A 15,371-nucleotide genomic window follows, 5' to 3' on the forward strand; every position below is an offset into this window, starting at 1 on the left:
TATGTGAGGACGTAGACTTGGCACATTCGCTGCGGTTCCTCGCACGCCGCACCTTGCTGTCCGCGGCAGATCACATCGTCACCAATCCGCTGATCCGCTGGACCTGGACCGGCCCGAGCAATGACGACCTGATGGGTGCGCTGGCCGAGTTCCGCCCCACCGACCGCGAAACCATCCTCGAGATGATGCAGGGCCGCTACCTCCTGGCGTCGAAGCTCGTCGACACGCACGGGGTCTCGCCGTTCTCGCTCGAGGTCGACCACGACGACTGGCAGGACGACCTGCAGGCCTTCGCCTGGCTCCGCCATTTCCGCGATGCCCGAACCGACGAGGAGCGCCGCTTCGCCCGCACCCTGGCGCTCGACTGGATCGGCCGCGAAGGCCAGTTCAGCCGCGACACCTGGAATCCGGCGCTCACCGCCCGTCGGGTGCTCAACTGGCTGCGCCACTACAATATCCTGCTCGAAGGGGCGACGCCGGAGCAGGCCCAGCAGATTGCCCGCTCGCTCTCCACCCAGATCTCGTCGCTGAAGCTGCGCGCCATGCTCGCCACCGACCCGGTGGACGCCTTGCTGGTCGCCATTGCCCTGGTCGGCGTGGCGCTCTGTGCCGACCGCCCCAATGCCGAGGTCGAGGCGCGGGTCCGCCACGTGCTCAATCTTGTCGACACCCAGATCGACGAAGACGGGCTGCACCGTACCCGGTCGGCCAAGGTCCAGATCCAGCTGCTGATCGAACTCATCACCATCAAGCTGGCGCTGCGCCGCGACCACGAGCAGGCTTCGCGCGACCTCGAGGAGCTGACCGAGAGCATGCACCGGGCGCTCGATGCCATTTCGCTCGGCACTGGCGAGCCGGCCTATTTCAACGGCACCGGCCAGATGCCGCACGACCTGATCGTCGCCATTCAGGCGCAGAGCGCGGCGCGCGCACGCCAGACCGGTACCGCCGGGGGCTATGGCCGGCTGATCGCCGGCCGCTCCATCGTCGTCGCCGATTCCGGCCTCGTTGCCGACCCCGAATTCACCGCCCATGCGCATGCCAGCGCCATGGCCTTCGAGTTCAGCCATGGCCGCGACCTGGTGGTCTGCAATTGCGGGCCGGCGCCGTCCGACTATGACGACGCCTTGCTGTTCCGCCAGGGCATTGCCCATTCGGCGCCCACCATCAACGCCCTGTCGGCGGCGGCGATCGCGCCGTCCGGTCCCTTGGCCGGACGCCTGCTGCCGCTCGGACGGCCGAGCGAGATCGAGGCGCGCAGCGCAGACGACACGCTGATCATCACCTCGCATGGCTATGCCGAGCGCTTCGGGGTGACGCTCGAACGCCACCTGACGCTGCTCGCCGAAGGCAAGACCCTGGTCGGGCAGGATCGCTTCATCCGTCACCGCAGCCGCGTCTCCGGCGCCGCTGCCATCCGCTTTCATCTCGCCCACCAGACCGAGGTGCAGCTCACCGACGACCTGGTGCGGCTCCGCCTCAACTCCGGCGCGGTCTGGACCTTCCTGTGGGAGGGAGCCGAGATGCGGGTCGAGGACAGCGTGCGCCAATCCGCCTATTTCGGCTTCCACCGCACCAAGCAACTGGTGCTCGACTCCCTGGTCTCCGACGCCAGCGAAGTGAGCTGGATTTTCACCCTCGAGGAGAACTGACCGGCCATCTTTCCAAGATCGGCCGTTTCTGCAATAAGGCCCGCGTTCGCGCGACTGGCGAGAAGAGATGGGCCACCATCGGGGAACGCGAACGACAGCTGCCGCTCGCCTGGGCCCCCCCTGCAACCGTGACGGAGCCCCCATGTCCAACGCCATCGTTCCCATCAAGCGCGCCCTGCTCAGTGTCTTCGACAAGACCGGGATGGCCGATTTCGCCAAGGGGCTCGCCGGGTTGGGGGTGGAACTGGTCTCGACCGGCGGCACGCACAAGCTGATCGCCGGCACCGGCGCCGCCGTCCGCGACATCTCCGATCTCACCGGCTTCCCCGAAATGATGGACGGCCGGGTGAAGACGCTGCACCCCAAGGTGCATGGCGGCCTGCTCTCGGTGCGCGACAACCCCACGCACAAGGCCTCGATGGACGAGCATCGGATCGGCGCCATCGACCTGGTGGTGGTCAACCTCTACCCGTTCGAGGAGACCATCGCCAAGGGCGCATCCTACGACGAGACCATCGAAAACATCGATATCGGCGGTCCGGCGATGATCCGCTCGGCGGCCAAGAACCACGCCTATGTCACCGTCATCGTCGACCCCGCCGACTATGACGCGGTGCTCGAGCACATCCGTAGCTCGGGCGGCGTGCCCTACGAGTTGCGCCAGCGCCTCGCCGCCAAGGCCTATGCCCGCACCGCCGCCTATGACTCGGTGATCTCGGGCTGGTTCGCCAAGACCCTCGACTATGCCGAAATGCCGTATCGCTCGTTCGCCGGCCGGCTGAAGGAAGTGATGCGCTATGGCGAGAACCCGCACCAGTGGGCCGCCTTCTACACCACCGGCGAGCAGCGCCCCGGGGTCGCCACCGCCCGCCAGGTGCAGGGCAAGGCGCTGAGCTACAACAACCTCAACGACACCGACGCGGCGTTCGAGCTGGTGTCGGAGTTCGATCCGGCCGTGCCGGCCGTCGCCATCATCAAGCACGCCAATCCCTGCGGCTTCGCCATCGGCAAGTCACTGATCGAGGCCTACCAGCTGGCGCACCGCACCGATCCCGTCTCGGCCTTCGGCGGCATCGTGGCGCTGAACCAGACCATCGACGGGCCGACTGCCACCGAGATCGTCAAAGTGTTCACCGAGGTGATCGTCGCCCCGGACGCCACCGAAGAGGCGATCCGTATCATCGCGGCCAAGAAGAACCTCCGCCTGTTGCTCACCGGTGCGCTCGCCGACCCCAAGGCTCCGGGCCTGACGGTGAAGTCGCTGGCCGGGGGCCTCCTGGTGCAGGGTCGGGACGACCGCAATGTCGACGACACCGAGTTCAAGGTGGTGACCAAGAAACAGCCGACCGAAGCCGAGCTGCGCGACCTGAAGATCGCCATGAAGGTCGCCAAGCACGTCAAGTCGAACGCCATCATCTACGTCAAGGACGGCGCCACCGCCGGCATCGGCGCCGGCCAGATGAGCCGTCTCGATTCAAGCCGCGTCGCGCATCGGAAGGCCATCGACGCCGCGGAAGCCGCCGGTATCGAAGGCGCCCTGACCGCCAACTCGGTGGTGGCCTCCGACGCCTTCTTCCCGTTCCCCGACGGCATGCTGGCCGCCGTCGAAGCCGGCGCCACGGCGGTGATCCAGCCCGGCGGCTCGATGAACGACCAGGCCGTGATCGACGCCGCTGACGCCGCCGGTATCGCCATGATCATGACGGGGATGCGCCATTTCCGGCACTGAGTTAGGGCTTGGTTGCCGGAGCCATCCTCGTCTTACTACCTGCTTGAGCTAGTTTAGCTTGGCGCTGAGCGACGAGGAAGGGCCTGTTGGCATTCCAACAGCAACTCGCGATCAATATCGATTGTGTGCCTTGTCATTTAAGCGCTCCTCGCCAGGTCCCCGAGCAGGCCAGCTGCGACCGACAGGCGCGACACCGTCATCTCGCCTTCGGTCAGGCCCTGTACCGCGTCGGCCACCCGGGCAATCGCCTCGGGCTGCGCCTCGCGCCAGGCTTGGAGCCGCTTGTCCACCGCACCATTATTGGTCGCCAGCGCGTCGGCCGTCAGGTCCCGCTGCGCCCGCAGCAGGTTGGCGAGCGCCCGATCGAGCGCCATGCGGTCGAACTTGTCGGCCAGGACGATAGCGGTGCCCTCATCGATCACTCGTCCGAGCTTGAAGGTGTCGAGCACGCCGAAGAAGGCAATGGCGGTATCGGCCACCGGCGTCCGCGTCCGCTCCGCCACCAGGACGATATCGGTGCCCAGCGACAGCACCGGCAGCTCGGCGAAGCGCCGCGCCATGTCGCGGCTGACCCCCGCGGCTTCGAGCCGCGCCGTCCGCTCGCTCATCGTCCGCTCGAAATAGCTGCCGAGCAGCCCGCCGATCATGGAGCGCACCTGGGCGATGCCATCCTGGTAGCGATCGACCAGCGGCCTCAACCCGTTGTCGAACCGGCCGTTGCGCAGGAACCACAGCGTCTCGCGCTTCAGCAGCGCCTGCACTTCGGCATAGAGCGTCAGCTGCGTCTTGCCCGGCACGACGCCGTCGAGCCCGTCGACGTCGCGGTTGAGCTCGGGCGTGCCGTAGACGTCGCGCGCCGCGGCATAGGCCGCGGCCACCTGTCCCGCGTCGGCGCTCGAGGCGGCCATCATCTCGTTGACGAAGCCCGGCCCGCCGCGATTGATCATGGCGTTCGACAGCACCGTGGCGATGACTTCCCGGCGCAGCCGATGGCGGGTGACGGTATCCTCGAACGTCTCGATCAGTCGGTCGGGGAAATAGCGGTAGAGTTCGCGCCCCAGATAGGGGTCATCCGGCACGCCGGTCTTCAGCAGCTCGGCATTGACGACGTTCTTGGCATAAGCGAGCAGCACCGCCAGTTCCGGCCGGGTCAGGCCCTTGCCGGTCTGGGTGCGCTGCCGCAGCCCCGCATTTTCGGGTAGGAACTCCACCGCCCGGTGCAGCTCGCCCGCGGCCTCCAGCGCCTCGATCAGCGCGAGATGCTCGGGGAACGCCGCGAGCCCACGCGCTTCCTCGACGCTCAGCGCCAGGGTCTGCAGGTAATTGTTCTTCAAACACAGTGCCGCCACCTCGTCGGTCATCGAGGCGAGGAACTCGTTGCGCACCTGGGTGGTCAGCTGCCCGGTACGGGTGAGCGCGCCGAGCGCGATCTTGATGTTCACCTCGAGGTCGGAAGAATTCACCCCGGCCGAGTTGTCGATGGCGTCGGTGTTGATCCGCCCGCCCTTCAGCGCATACTCGACCCGGCCGAGCTGCGTCACGCCCAGGTTGGCGCCCTCGCCCACCACCAGCGCCCGGATCTCCGCCCCGGCGACACGCACCGCATCGTTCGCCTTGTCGCCGGCTTGCGCCTCGGTCTCGCTGCTCGAGCGCACATAGGTGCCGATGCCGCCGAACCAGAGCAGGTCCACCTGCGCCTTTAGGATGGCGCGGATCACGTCATTGGGGCTCACCGCGTCGGAATTGAGCCCCAGCGCTTTCCGCGCCTCGGCAAACAGCGGCACCGTCTTGAGGCTGCGCGAATAGACCCCACCACCCTTCGACAGTAACTCCGGGTTGTAGTCCTGCCAGCTCGAGCGCGGCAGCTCGAACAGCCGCTGCCGTTCGGCAAGGCTCACCGCCGGATCCGGGTCGGGATCGATGAAGATGTCGCGATGGTCGAACGCCGCGATCAGCCGCGTCTCGGGCGACAGCAGCATGGCATTGCCGAACACGTCGCCGCTCATGTCGCCGACTCCGACGACGGTGAACGGCGTCGTCTGGATGTCGCGGTCGAGCTCACGGAAATGCCGCTTCACCGCCTCCCAGCCGCCGCGCGCCGTGATCCCCATCTTCTTGTGGTCATAGCCGGCCGAGCCGCCCGAGGCGAAGGCGTCGCCGAGCCAGAAGTCGCGATCGACCGCGATGGCGTTGGCGGTATCGGAAAAGCTCGCCGTCCCCTTGTCGGCGGCCACCACCAGGTACGGGTCGTCGCCATCGCGGCGCAGCACGTCTGGCGGCGGCACCACGGTATCGACTTCGAGATTGTCGGTGACGTCGAGCAGCGTCGAGACGAAAATCTTGTAGCAGACCGTGCCTTCACGCAGTTGGGTCTCGCGATCGGCGCCGGACGGCGTCTGCTTGGGCACGAACGCCCCCTTGGCGCCCACCGGCACGATGATGGCGTTCTTGACCTGCTGTGCCTTCACCAGGCCCAGCACCTCGGTGCGGAAATCCTCCGGCCGGTCCGACCAGCGCAGGCCGCCGCGGGCGATCGGCCCGAAGCGCAGATGCAGCCCCTCGACCCGCGGCGAGTAGACGAAGATCTCGCGATAGGGTTTCGGCTCCGGCAGCCCTTCGACCTTCGCACAGTCGAACTTCAGCGCCAGCGCCGGCCGTCGCGCCCCCGACTGGTCGCGCTGATAGGCGTTGGTGCGCACCACCGCTTCGGTCAGGTTGAGGTAGCGCCGAAGGATCCGATCCTCGTCGAGCGACGTGGTCGCCTCCACCGCCGCGGCAATGATCTCCCGCGCCTCGCTGGTGACGCGTTTGCGGTCGCCGGCGAAATGCGGATCGTTCTCGGCGTGGAACAGCGTCACCAGCGCCGCCGACACATCGGCATGCCGCGCCATCACCGCGTTGAGGTAGTCGCGCGAATAGGGGATGCCGACCTGCTTGAGGTAGCGCGTCAGCGCTCGCAGCACCTCCACATCGGCCCAGCCGAGTCCCGCCTTCAGCGTCAGCTGGTTGAGCCTGTCACTTTCCGCCTCGCGCCGCCACACCGCGAGTATCGCGGTCTCGATCCTTTCGCCCAGCGCCCGGTCGTCGAGGTCGAGCCCGGCATCGGCCTCGAGCAGCATGTCATGCACATAGGTCTCGGCGCCGCGCAAAGGCTTCACCGTAAACGTATCCTCGTCGATCACCCGGAAGCCGAAATTCTCCAGCATCGGCACCCGGTCGCTGAGCGCGATCGGACTGCCCCGATGGTAGACTTTCAACCCCATGGCGCTGCGGCCCTCGCGGGCTCCCAGCCGCAGCGCGATCGCCCGCTCATCCGGCAACAGCCGGATCACCGCGATGTCGCCGAGCGCCGCCTCGGCCGTATGCACCGCCTGGTAATCTGCAGGGAAGGCCTCGAGATAGTCGGCAATGGCGGTAGGATCCGACGCTGCTGCTACCAGCCGGTCGCCGAAGGTGCGGATGCGCTGCGCCACCCCCTGCTCCAGCTCGTCGCGGCTCGGCGTCGGCGTCACGCCGCCATTGCGGCCGAGAATGAAATGCACCCGGACCAGCTCGCCTTCGGGGAAGCTCGGGTAGAAGGCTGAGACGCGTCCCTCGTAGACTTCGGCCAGGTAGCTGCCGATCACCGCCCGGGTGTCCGAATCGTAGCGGTCGCGCGGCACGAACACGAGCACCGAGACGAAATTGTCGAAGCGGTCGATGCGGCTCAGCACCCGCACCCGGGGCCGATCGACCAGGCTCGCGATGATGGTGGCGAACTCGCTCAGCTGCGGCTCGGAGATCTGGAACAGTTCGTCGCGCGGAAAGGTGTCGAGCGCGTTCATCAGCGCCTTGCCGGCATGGCTTTGCGGGTCGTGCCCGGCCTCGCGCAACACCTCGGTGATCTTCTTGCGGATCAGCGGCACGTCGGTATTGGGCGCCGCCAGCGACATCGAGGTGAACAGCCCGATGATACGCAGCTCACCCGAGGTCGCCCCCTCGCGGTCGTAGAGCTTGACCCCGACATAATCCATGTAGGCGCGCCGATGGACCCGCGAGCGGATATTGGCCTTGGTCACCATGATGGGCGCCGCCCCGGCGAGGAAGGCGGCGTGCTGCTCCGTCATCTCGACATAGCTGGGCCCCGAGCGCAGGAACAGCACATTGGGGTCCTCGAGGATGCCCAGTCCGCTGTCGCCGACCGGCACCAGCTGCGCCGTGGCGCCCTCGGCCGCACTGGCCGGCTCGAGCCGGTATTCGCGCATGCCGAGAAAGGTGAAATTGTGCTCGGCCAGCCAGCCGAGGAAATGCATCGCCTCGGCCACCTGCGCTGGCGGCGCCTTGGGGGCATGGGCGTGCCAGTCCGCCATGGCTTTCTTGACCCGCGCCAGCATCGGCCGCCAGCCGGCGACGGCGCGACCGACATCGGTGAGCGTGTCGTCGATCTCGCCCTTCAGCGCCTCGCGTTGCACGATATCGGCCAGCGGGTCGATTTCGACATGCAGGAAACTCTCGAGCCGACTCCCGGGCGTCGGCACGTCGAGCACCCGATAGGTCGCCGGGTCGAACTGCAGCACCGGATGGCTGATGAAGCGGATCACCCCGCCGCGCGCCCGGATCGCCGCCAGTACGCTGTCGACGATGAACGGCATGTCCGCCGAGAACACTTCGACGATCTCGGGTTCACCGGGCTGTTCCGGCGGCACCACATAAACGTTGTGGCTCGCGAGCTCGCGCTTGCCCAGTCGGCCGTACGATTTGCGGAACGTCGCCTCGAGTGCGTCGGCAGGTCGCAGGGCGAGGTCTTCAGGATCCGTGGCGGCGGCAACCGCCTTGAGAAAGCGCGCGAAACTCGGCTCCGACGACTGATAGCCCTCGGCCCGCGCGACCAGCTCCGCCCGCGTATCGACAGCCACCGCCTCGTTCATCGTCTCACTCCCTCGGAACCTCGAGTCTGCGTCCCGCCGCCTCTGTTGTCGAGTGGCCACAACACAGGACGATGACGACAGAACCTGGTGAGCCGCCGCAGCCGCCGCCGGGCCCGTGGTCGGCCATCCACGGTGTCTTCCCTCCTCATCGCCCGACCCAATGCCTCCCACCGCATGGCACCCTTGTAGGCGGTGCGGCGGCAGCCAATCTTGACCTGACAGGCGAGCGGGGCTTAGAACCCCCCGTTACTCCTTAACCCCCGAGTGGAACCTCCAGCAAAATGGCCGGCAGAACTCTGTACGATAAGATCTGGGACGATCACCTTGTTTCCAACAACGAGGATGGGACCAGCCTTATTTACATTGATCGCCACCTGGTCCACGAGGTGACGAGCCCGCAGGCCTTCGAGGGGCTGCGCATGAATGGCCGCAAGGTCCGGGCGCCCGAGCGCACCTTGGCCGTGGTCGATCACAACGTCCCCACCACCGACCGGTCGCTCCCCAATCCCGACCCGGAAAGCGCCATCCAGATCGCCGCCCTGGCCGAGAACACCAGGGATTTCGGCATTGAGTATTACGACCCCTTCGACAAGCGTCAGGGCATCGTGCACATCGTCGGCCCCGAGCAGGGCTTTACCCTGCCCGGCATGACCATCGTCTGTGGCGACAGCCATACCTCGACGCATGGCGCGTTCGGGGCACTGGCGCACGGTATCGGCACTTCTGAGGTCGAGCACGTGCTCGCTACCCAGACGCTGATTCAGCAGAAGGCCAAGAACATGCTGGTGCGTGTCGATGGCCAGTTGCCCGAGGGCGTCACCGCCAAGGACATCATCCTCGCCATCATCGGTGAGATCGGCACTGCCGGGGGCACTGGCCACGTCATCGAGTTCGCCGGCGAAGCCATCCGCGCGCTGTCGATGGAAGGCCGCATGACGGTCTGCAACATGACCATCGAGGGCGGCGCCCGCGCCGGTCTGATCGCTCCGGACGAGAAGACCTTCGAGTATGTGAAGGGTCGTCCGCGCGCTCCCAAGGGCGCCGCCTACGATCATGCGGTCGAATACTGGAAGACCCTCTATTCCGATCCCGATGCGCATTACGACAAGGTGGTGATCCTCGACGCTGCCAAGCTGCCGCCGATCGTTTCCTGGGGCTCGAGCCCCGAGGACGTGATCTCGGTCAACGGCGTCGTCCCCAACCCCGACGACATCCAGGACGCCAACAAGCGCGCCTCCAAGTGGCGGGCGCTCGAATATATGGGCCTCCAGCCGGGCACCAAGATCACCGACATCACCGTCGAGCGGGTGTTCCTCGGCTCGTGCACCAACGGTCGCATCGAAGACCTGCGCGCCGCCGCCAAGGTGGTGGCCGGCAAGAAGGTCGCGGCCGGCGTCAACGCCATGGTGGTGCCGGGCTCGGGCCTCGTGAAGGAACAGGCGGAAGCCGAAGGTCTCGACAAGATCTTCAAGGATGCCGGTTTCGAGTGGCGCGAGCCGGGCTGCTCGATGTGCCTCGCCATGAACCCCGACAAGCTGAAGCCGCACGAGCGCTGTGCCTCGACCTCGAACCGCAACTTCGAGGGCCGCCAGGGTTTCAAGGGCCGCACCCACCTCGTCTCGCCCGCCATGGCGGCGGCCGCGGCAGTCACCGGCCACTTCGTCGACATCCGCGAGTGGCAATGAAATACGGCAGTCGGCAGTCGGGACCAGGCAGTCGTTACGCTGCGCCTCTACTGCCGACCGCCGGTTGCCGACTGCCGCCATGACCAATTCCTGGACCGATCGCCCGGCCCCCAGCCTCGACGATTTCGAACAGATCGCGGCGGCGGCTTTCGAGGCCCTGCCGCCCGAGTTCAAGGCGCTGGCCGGCAACGTCCCCTGCGTCGTCGCCGAATTCCCCGATGAAGAGACGATCCGCGAGATGGAGCTCGAAACCGAGTTCGACATCCTCGGGCTGTTCCGCGGCATCGGCCTGCCGCAGGGCGGCGCCACGCCGCAGACCGGGCAACTGCCCAACCAGGTCTGGCTCTACCGCCGCCCCATCCTCGACTACTGGGCCGAAAGCGATACGCAGGAAACCTTGGGCGAGATCATCACCCACGTACTGGTGCACGAGATCGGCCACCATTTCGGCTTTTCCGACGACGACATGGAAGCCATCGAGGCGGCAGCGGATGAGTAAGCCGTCATAGCAGCCGGCAGTCGAGGGGGCACTATTACGACTGCCTACTCCCGACTGCCGATTGCCGTCACCGCTCAGTCCCGTTGGTTGCCGTCGCGGGGCACGAACTCATAGTAGTCGTCGAGCACGCCCGGTCGCTCGTCCTCGACCAGCAGCCCGTATTTCAGGCGGTCGAACTCAGCGAACCATTCGTCCCAGGCGACGAGGTCGAGCCCGCCCGGCCGGTCGCCATACTGGTTCTCGCCGGCATTCAGTGCCTGCTGGTCGAACAGGATCCTCAGCACCGGCGGGCCGCCGACGCCGGTGGCGCGATCTTCCATCGCCGGGTTGCCGGAGCGCGCCGCCGCCCAGAGCCGGATATCCTCGTGCTTGGTGAGGACCTGAGTCATTTCGATGCCTTTCTGGTCGTCTTCAGTGCCGGGAGCTTAGCCCTAAATCCCTCATAGCTTAAGTGGTCGTGGCGCCTGCCGGTTCCAAGTCCGGGGCGCCTCATGGGCTGCCTGCTGTTAACCACTTCTTGTCGGCACGACCTTACTGTCGACAAGGCATCAGGGACGCGATTGCAGGGCATGGCCGGAGCGAGCTTCATCCTCGCCATCAATCTATTCATTGCGGCGCTGTTCGCGCTCGCCTTTTTCCTCGTCGGTGTCTCCAACCGGGCCGACAAGGTCGCGCCGTTTTTCTCGCTCGCCTATGTGTTCGGGATTTTCTACATCGCGTCGGAATTCATCCTGCCGCTGCAGGATCACCCACAACTGGCCTACACCGCCGGTTTCGCCTTCTTTCATGGCGCCGTCACCGCGGTGACCCTCGGCGTCGCCCGCCGTTACCGGCCGAAGCTGCCCTGGACCGGTATCCTCGCCATCGCGGCCATCTCGATCGCCGCCAACTGGTTCGGCTACACCCTGCCGCACGACACGGTGGAGCGGAACCTCATCTACCAGGCCCCCTACGCCACATTGCAGGCCGCCGCCGCCTGGATCATCTTCGCCTCCCGTCGGCGCCAGCCCATCGATATCGGCCTGCTCGCGCTGTTCGCCTTGAGCGCCTTGCAGTTCCTGTCCAAGCCGCTCGCTGCCTTGGTGCTCGGCGGCTCCGGCGACAGTACCGCCACCTACCTTGCCACCACCTACGCGCTCTACTCCCAATCGCTGGGCGCCATCCTGCAGGTGGCGACGGGGCTGCTGATGCTGATGCTGCTGGTGCGCGACATGCTGGTGGAGATCACGGCCCGTTCGGAAACCGACCCGCTGTCGTCCGTCTACAATCGCCGGGGCTTCGAGGAGCGCACCGCACCGTCGCTGCAGCACCCCGCCACCCCCACCGCGCTGGTGCTGGCCGACCTGGATGCCTTCAAGTCGATCAACGACAATTACGGCCATGAGATAGGCGACCAGGTGATCATCGCCTTCGCCGCGCTGCTGCGCGACAGCGCGCCGCCCAAGGCGATTGTCGGGCGTATGGGCGGTGAGGAGTTCGCGGTGTTCCTGCCGGGCGCCAATCTCACCGTGGCCCGCCTCCTGGCCGAGACGCTGCGCGCCAGCTTTGCCACCCTGTCAGTGCCGGGCCTGCCGCCCCTCGTGCGCTGCACGGCGAGCTTCGGGGTTGCCGAACGGCTCGACGGTGAAAGCCTCTCCGGCCTCCGCCGTCGCGCCGATGCGGCGCTCTATACCGCAAAGCGAGATGGCCGCGACCGGGTGGTCTGCGCCAGCGACCCGCTGGCCGACGCCATGCCGGCACACCCGGTGGCCGGCACCTCGCTCGCCAGATCCGCCTGACCGCTCTCGATCGGGCCGACTAGTTCAGATCGCGCCGTTCGACGAACTCGAACGCCGTCTTGTCGCCAACCCTGAGCGCCAGATGCTGGCGGTCGAGTTCGGCGAGCCAGGCCGTCCACGAGCATGGGCTCATGCCGTCGTCTTGGCGCGGCGTTTCGGTGGGAGCGGCGGGGCGCGCGAATTTCAGCGCCAGCCGCGAGCGGACTTGCCCGCTGGGATCGGGAATCCGGCGCAGTGCCGGTTGCCCGTGCCGCGCCGTCACCCAGTTCTGGATGTCGCGATGTTCGGTGAGCGTGTTGGTATTCATCCTGGCCTCCCCTCAGATGCCGTAATTGAACCCCCAACGTCGATACGACGGTTCCGTTCCGCCCAGTTTCGGCTGCCTCCAACACGACAATTATGACAGGTGGCGCGATGCCCTGCAGCCGATCTTCGTCGCCAGCCACTGAGCTTGTCATATTGACTTGGCCAAGCGGTTGATCGTGCGGGCAAGACGCACGTTCCTCATTTCTGCAGCGGGGTCAGGCCCGGGCGCGCCGCAGCACTTTTTCCACACGCGTGCGCTTGGCGCTGGCCTCACTCGTGGCGAGACGCGCTTCCAGCAGGCGCACGAAGGCCGCCCGCTGCGCTGCGTCGATCACCGGCAGCGCCTGCTCGGCATACATCGGAAACTGGTTGGGCGCCGCGCCCTCGAGGCGCTCGAGAAGGATCGGCAGCACCTTGGCGCCACGGCCGGCCGCTGCCAGCTTGACCAGGATGGCGACCGCCTTGTCCTTGGCGATCACCGAGCCCTTGTCGGCCGCCACGATGATCCCGGGCAATTCGCCCAGCACCGCGTCGGGCTGCAAGGCGGTGATCGTCTCGATCGCCTGCAGCGCGCCCCAGACATTGCGGTTGTTCTTGCCGCCCAGCAGCGTCAGGAATGCCGTGGCGTGCGGCGCCACCAGTTCCGGCCTGCGCTGCCCGAGCTCGTACAGCACCTTGATGGCGTCGTTCGATACCGCGGTGCTTCCGGTGGCCAGCGCCGCGGCGAGCTCGGCAATGGCGGCGACATCGGGCTTCGCGGCAAGCGCCTCGGCCAACTCGACATTGGGCTGCTCGTCGTTTCGTCCGAGCGCCGAAGCGAGCTTGCCGAGGACACTCAAGCTCCGACCGCCGTATCGAGCGCCAGGGTGATCATCTCGCGCAGCGACGACTGCCGGTCCTCGGCGCTGAGTTCGGCGTGGGTGATCAGGCAATCGGTCATCGTGCAGATGGCGAGCGCCTGGCGTTCGAACCGCGCCGCCAGGGTGTAGAGCGCCGCCGCTTCCATCTCGACCCCGAGAATGCCGTGCGCCGGCAACCGGCCGTACCCGGTGAGGCCGGGCTCGATGTGATAGAAGATGTCGGACGAGAGCATATTGCCCACGTGGTAGCGCATGCCGGCTTTCTCGGCTCGCTCAACGCTGTCGCGCAGCAGCGCGAAATCGGCGATCGGGGCGAAATTGAATGGCGCGAAGGCATCGCGCACGATGGCCGAATCGGTCGTCGCGCCCTGCGCGATGATCAGGTCACGCACCTTCACCTTGGCATTGAGCCCGCCGCAGGTGCCGACGCGGATCAGCGTCTTGAGCCCGTAGACGTTGATCAGCTCGTGCACGTAGATCGACAGCGACGCCTGCCCCATGCCGGTCGCCTGCACCGAGACGGGCTTGCCCTTCCAGTTGCCGGTGTAACCGAGGCAGTTGCGCACCGAGTTCACCAGCTTGGCATCCTCGAAGAAATTCTCGGCAATCCATTTGGCGCGCAGCGGGTCGCCAGGCAGCAGCACCGCTTCGGCATAGTCACCGGGCTTGGCGTGATTGTGCGGGGTCATTTTCGGCCTCTCGTAGTTTTGAGCGTGAGCGGCGTCAGGAAAAGTTGCGGACTTTTCCGGTTCGACGCCGCGAGAACGGAAAATCGCCACCATCCAAACCCTTTGCAGATGCCATGCGCAACCCCTATATGTCCGGCGCATTAACCCCCTTTGCAGGGAGCCTCACATGGTCGCGAAAATCTTCATCGACGGCGAAGCCGGTACCACGGGTCTGCAGATCCGCGAGCGCCTCGCCGGCCGTCGCGACCTCGAGGTGATCTCCATCGCGCACGACAAGCGCAAGGATCTGGAGGAACGCAAGCGCCTCCTGAACCTTGCCGATGTGGCGATCCTCTGCCTGCCCGACGACGCGGCAAAGGAAAGCGTGTCGCTGATCGAGAACGACACCACCAAGGTGATCGACGCCTCGACCGCGCACCGCATCGCCGATGGCTGGGCCTATGGCTTTGCCGAGATGGACAAGACGCAATCGGCGGCCATCGCCGACGCCAAACGGGTCGGCAATCCCGGTTGCTGGCCGCAGGGCGCCATCGCGACGCTCCGGCCGCTGGTCGAGGCCGGCCTCGTGCCGGCTGATTTTCCCGTCACCGTCAACGGCATTTCCGGCTATTCCGGCGGCGGCCGCACCATGATCGAGGATTATGAGCAGAAGGGCGAGGATGCCAACGAGTTCGCGCTCTACGGTCTCACCTTCAAGCACAAGCACCTGCCCGAGCTGCAGAAATACGCCAAGCTCCAGCACACCCCGCTGTTCCAGCCCGCCGTCGGCAATTTCCGGCAGGGGATGATCACGGCCGTGCCGCTGCAGCTGTGGACGCTGAGCAAGGTGCCGACCGGCGCCCAACTGCAGGCCGCCATCGCCGACCATTTTGCGGCGATCCCACAGAGCTTCGTCGATGTGGCGCCGCTCTCCGATCTCGAGCGCAGCCCGGAGCTCAACCCCGAGATTTACAACGACACCAACCGCATGCGGCTGCACGTCTTTGCCAATGATGCCAAGGCCCAGGCCCTGCTGGTCGCCGTCTACGACAATCTCGGCAAGGGCGCCTCGGGCGCCGCGGTGCAGAACCTCAACCTGATGCTCGGCGTCGCCGCGGACACCAGCTTGGCGGCTTGACGTGTCCCGACTGCAACAGACGGCCCCCTCCCATCCTCCCCCACAAGGGGGGAGGTGCCTCGCCGGTGCTTTGGGCACGATCCAGCCACAGCTCGACTCTTCACCTCCCCCTTATGGGGGAGGCCGGGAGGGGGCCGTCTCTCTCAGTA

The 15,371-nt window shown here is 66.4% G+C and carries 11 protein-coding genes and 1 riboswitch; of the genes, 6 read left to right on the forward strand and 5 right to left on the reverse strand.

Annotated features, from left to right (window positions below; translation table 11 throughout):
- Positions 1-17 precede the first annotated feature (17 nt).
- Together APS40_RS09820 and purH are read left to right on the forward strand one after the other, a co-directional pair.
- A complete protein-coding gene (locus APS40_RS09820) occupies positions 18-1,652 on the forward strand; it encodes a heparinase II/III family protein (RefSeq protein ID WP_055046874.1) in 1,635 nt (544 codons plus the stop codon).
- A 40-nt stretch (positions 1,653-1,692) separates the two neighbouring features.
- A riboswitch (ZMP/ZTP riboswitch) is annotated at positions 1,693-1,774 on the forward strand.
- 20 nt (positions 1,775-1,794) lie between these two features.
- On the forward strand, positions 1,795-3,381 hold the full coding sequence (purH, locus tag APS40_RS09825; protein WP_055046875.1) for a bifunctional phosphoribosylaminoimidazolecarboxamide formyltransferase/IMP cyclohydrolase: 1,587 nt from the start codon (positions 1,795-1,797) through the stop codon (positions 3,379-3,381).
- Positions 3,382-3,518: 137 nt separating this feature from the next.
- Here purH and APS40_RS09830 read toward each other — a convergent pair whose 3' ends face one another.
- Positions 3,519-8,288: an NAD-glutamate dehydrogenase gene (locus tag APS40_RS09830; protein ID WP_055046876.1), complete on the reverse strand. Its 4,770-nt coding sequence runs from the start codon at positions 8,286-8,288 to the stop codon at positions 3,519-3,521.
- A 281-nt stretch (positions 8,289-8,569) separates the two neighbouring features.
- On the opposite strand from APS40_RS09830, the gene leuC reads away from it, so the two are divergent.
- Both leuC and APS40_RS09840 read left to right on the forward strand, forming a co-directional pair.
- The gene (gene leuC / locus APS40_RS09835) at positions 8,570-9,973 is read left to right on the forward strand and encodes a 3-isopropylmalate dehydratase large subunit (RefSeq protein WP_055046877.1); all 1,404 of its coding nucleotides are present in this window, start codon (positions 8,570-8,572) and stop codon (positions 9,971-9,973) included.
- Between the two features lie 79 nt (positions 9,974-10,052).
- On the forward strand, positions 10,053-10,472 hold the full coding sequence (locus APS40_RS09840; RefSeq protein ID WP_055046878.1) for a metallopeptidase family protein: 420 nt from the start codon (positions 10,053-10,055) through the stop codon (positions 10,470-10,472).
- Positions 10,473-10,546: 74 nt separating this feature from the next.
- On the opposite strand, the gene APS40_RS09845 is transcribed toward APS40_RS09840, so the two are convergent.
- Positions 10,547-10,861, reverse strand: a complete 315-nt coding sequence (locus APS40_RS09845) for a hypothetical protein (protein ID WP_055046879.1) — start codon at positions 10,859-10,861, stop codon at positions 10,547-10,549.
- A gap of 180 nt (positions 10,862-11,041) precedes the next feature.
- On the opposite strand from APS40_RS09845, the gene APS40_RS09850 reads away from it, so the two are divergent.
- Entirely contained in the window at positions 11,042-12,250 is a 1,209-nt protein-coding gene (locus APS40_RS09850) for a GGDEF domain-containing protein (RefSeq protein WP_055046880.1), read from the forward strand.
- A gap of 19 nt (positions 12,251-12,269) precedes the next feature.
- On the opposite strand, the gene APS40_RS09855 is transcribed toward APS40_RS09850, so the two are convergent.
- From APS40_RS09855 to deoD, 3 genes are all read right to left on the reverse strand, one after another.
- A complete protein-coding gene (locus tag APS40_RS09855; protein ID WP_055046881.1) occupies positions 12,270-12,557 on the reverse strand; it encodes a hypothetical protein in 288 nt (95 codons plus the stop codon).
- Between the two features lie 214 nt (positions 12,558-12,771).
- A complete protein-coding gene (locus APS40_RS09860) occupies positions 12,772-13,395 on the reverse strand; it encodes a hypothetical protein (protein WP_055046882.1) in 624 nt (207 codons plus the stop codon).
- A complete protein-coding gene (gene deoD, locus APS40_RS09865) occupies positions 13,392-14,105 on the reverse strand; it encodes a purine-nucleoside phosphorylase (protein ID WP_055046883.1) in 714 nt (237 codons plus the stop codon). Before deoD ends, APS40_RS09860 begins: the two co-directional genes overlap by 4 nt.
- A 166-nt stretch (positions 14,106-14,271) precedes the next feature.
- On the opposite strand from deoD, the gene argC reads away from it, so the two are divergent.
- On the forward strand, positions 14,272-15,222 hold the full coding sequence (argC, locus tag APS40_RS09870) for an N-acetyl-gamma-glutamyl-phosphate reductase (protein WP_055046884.1): 951 nt from the start codon (positions 14,272-14,274) through the stop codon (positions 15,220-15,222).
- Positions 15,223-15,371: the final 149 nt, after the last annotated feature.

The organism is Devosia sp. A16 (assembly GCF_001402915.1).
Classification (GTDB): domain Bacteria; phylum Pseudomonadota; class Alphaproteobacteria; order Rhizobiales; family Devosiaceae; genus Devosia_A.

Excerpts from the sequence above, each read along its gene's own strand:
- purH (WP_055046875.1), top strand. The coding sequence starts at position 1,795 with ATGTCCAACGCCATCGTTCCCATCAAGCGCGCCCTGCTCAGTGTCTTC.
- APS40_RS09830 (WP_055046876.1), bottom strand. The coding sequence starts at position 8,288 with ATGAACGAGGCGGTGGCTGTCGATACGCGGGCGGAGCTGGTCGCGCGG.
- leuC (WP_055046877.1), top strand. The coding sequence starts at position 8,570 with ATGGCCGGCAGAACTCTGTACGATAAGATCTGGGACGATCACCTTGTT.
- APS40_RS09840 (WP_055046878.1), top strand. The coding sequence starts at position 10,053 with ATGACCAATTCCTGGACCGATCGCCCGGCCCCCAGCCTCGACGATTTC.
- APS40_RS09845 (WP_055046879.1), bottom strand. The coding sequence starts at position 10,861 with ATGACTCAGGTCCTCACCAAGCACGAGGATATCCGGCTCTGGGCGGCG.
- APS40_RS09850 (WP_055046880.1), top strand. The coding sequence starts at position 11,042 with ATGGCCGGAGCGAGCTTCATCCTCGCCATCAATCTATTCATTGCGGCG.
- APS40_RS09855 (WP_055046881.1), bottom strand. The coding sequence starts at position 12,557 with ATGAATACCAACACGCTCACCGAACATCGCGACATCCAGAACTGGGTG.
- deoD (WP_055046883.1), bottom strand. The coding sequence starts at position 14,105 with ATGACCCCGCACAATCACGCCAAGCCCGGTGACTATGCCGAAGCGGTG.
- argC (WP_055046884.1), top strand. The coding sequence starts at position 14,272 with ATGGTCGCGAAAATCTTCATCGACGGCGAAGCCGGTACCACGGGTCTG.